Source organism: uncultured Thiodictyon sp. (genome assembly GCF_903828115.1).
GTDB lineage: Bacteria > Pseudomonadota > Gammaproteobacteria > Chromatiales > Chromatiaceae > Thiodictyon.
Window position 1 is genome coordinate 1 of the sequence record NZ_CAIKKU010000459.1, and the last position, 1,706, is coordinate 1,706.

Annotated in this window: 2 protein-coding genes; both read left to right on the forward strand. The window is 64.7% G+C overall.

Annotated elements, in window-relative coordinates; genetic code table 11:
• On the forward strand, nt 1–181 hold a 181-nt coding region (locus QZY48_RS16755; protein WP_295433008.1), incomplete at its 5' end, for a hypothetical protein.
• On the forward strand, nt 163–1,581 hold the full coding sequence (locus tag QZY48_RS16760; protein ID WP_295433010.1) for an acetyl-CoA carboxylase biotin carboxylase subunit: 1,419 nt from the start codon (nt 163–165) through the stop codon (nt 1,579–1,581). The genes QZY48_RS16755 and QZY48_RS16760, both read left to right, overlap by 19 nt.
• The last annotated feature ends 125 nt before the right edge of the window (nt 1,582–1,706 follow it).

A 1,706-nucleotide genomic window follows, 5' to 3' on the forward strand; every position in this document is an offset into this window, starting at 1 on the left:
ATTATTCGATTACGACAACGACAACGACAACGACAGCGTACCCGCGATCTCGGTCGCCACATCAGTTCTGATCGCACCCGGGCCCGCGCGCTGCGCCCCAACCGAAGAACCCGGCCATCCATCTGCTTGCTTTTTAATGCTTAATCCCCTCAGAGCCCCCCCATGCTGCGAAAGATCCTGATCGCCAACCGCGGCGAGATTGCGGTGCGCGTGATCCGCGCCTGTGCCGAAATGGGGATCCGCTCGGCCGCCGTCTATTCTGAGGCGGACCGCCACTCGCTGCACGTCAAGAAGGCCGACGAGGCCTACAGCCTGGGTGCCGACCCACTGGCCGGCTACCTCAACGTCCACAACCTCGTGACGCTGGCCCTGGCGACCGGCTGCGACGCCATCCATCCCGGCTACGGCTTCCTTGCGGAGAATCCGGAACTGGCCATCGCCTGTACCCGTCGCGGCATCACCTTCATCGGGCCGACCGCGGAGGTGATCAGCCGCATGGGGGACAAGACGCAGGCGCGCTTTGCCATGCAGAAGGCGGGGGTGCCCATCACCCCGGGCAGCGCCGGGAACCTCGAGGACCTGGACCAGGCGCTGCGGGTCGCGGCGGAGATCGGCTACCCGATCATGCTCAAGGCCACCTCCGGCGGCGGCGGGCGGGGCATCCGCCGCTGCGACGACGCCGCGGCCCTGCGCCGCAACTTCGAGCGGGTGATCTCGGAGGCGACCAAGGCCTTCGGCCGCGCCGAGGTCTTCCTGGAGAAGTGCGTGGTCAACCCGCGCCATATCGAGGTCCAGGTCTTGGGCGACCATCACGGCAACTGCATCCACCTCTTCGAGCGTGACTGCTCCATCCAGCGGCGCAACCAGAAGCTGATCGAGATTGCCCCCTCCCCCCAGATCGACGAGGCGCAACGCCAGTATGTCGGCGGGCTCGCGGTACTGGCCGCGCGCGCGGTCGGCTACACCAATGCCGGGACCGTGGAGTTCCTGCAAGACACGGACGGGCGCTTCTATTTCATGGAGATGAACACCCGTATCCAGGTCGAACACACGGTCACCGAGACCATCACCGGGGTGGACCTGGTGGAGGAACAGATCCGCGTGGCCGCCGGACTGCCGCTGCGCTTCCAGCAGCACGAGATCAGCCGGCGCGGCGTCGCCATGCAGTTTCGCATCAATGCGGAGGACCCCAAGAACAACTTCCTGCCGAGTTTCGGGCGGATCTCGCGCTATTACGCCCCGGGCGGCCCCGGGGTGCGCACCGACACCTGTATCTATACCGGCTATACGGTGCCGCCCCATTACGACTCCATGCTCGCCAAGGTGATCGTCTGGGCCCTGTCCTGGGAGGATGTGCTCAACCGCGGCGCCCGCGCCCTGAAGGACATGGGCGTATTCGGCATCAAGACCACCATGCCCTTCCACCAGGAAATCCTGCGCCATCCCGAGTTTCGCTCCGGGCACTTCGACACCGGCTTCCTGGACGCCCACCCGGAACTGCTGGCGTACTCCGAGAAGCGCCGCAAGGAAGACATCGCCGCCGCTTTGGCGGCCGCCATCGCGGCCCACGCAGGGCTTTAGTGTCGTTGTCGTTGTCGTTGTCGTTGTCGTTGTCGTTGTCGTTGTCGTTGTCGTTGTCGTTGTCGTTGTCGTTGTCGTAATCGTAATCGAAGAAGCGATGCCATTTGGTGTTCGAGAGAATCCAA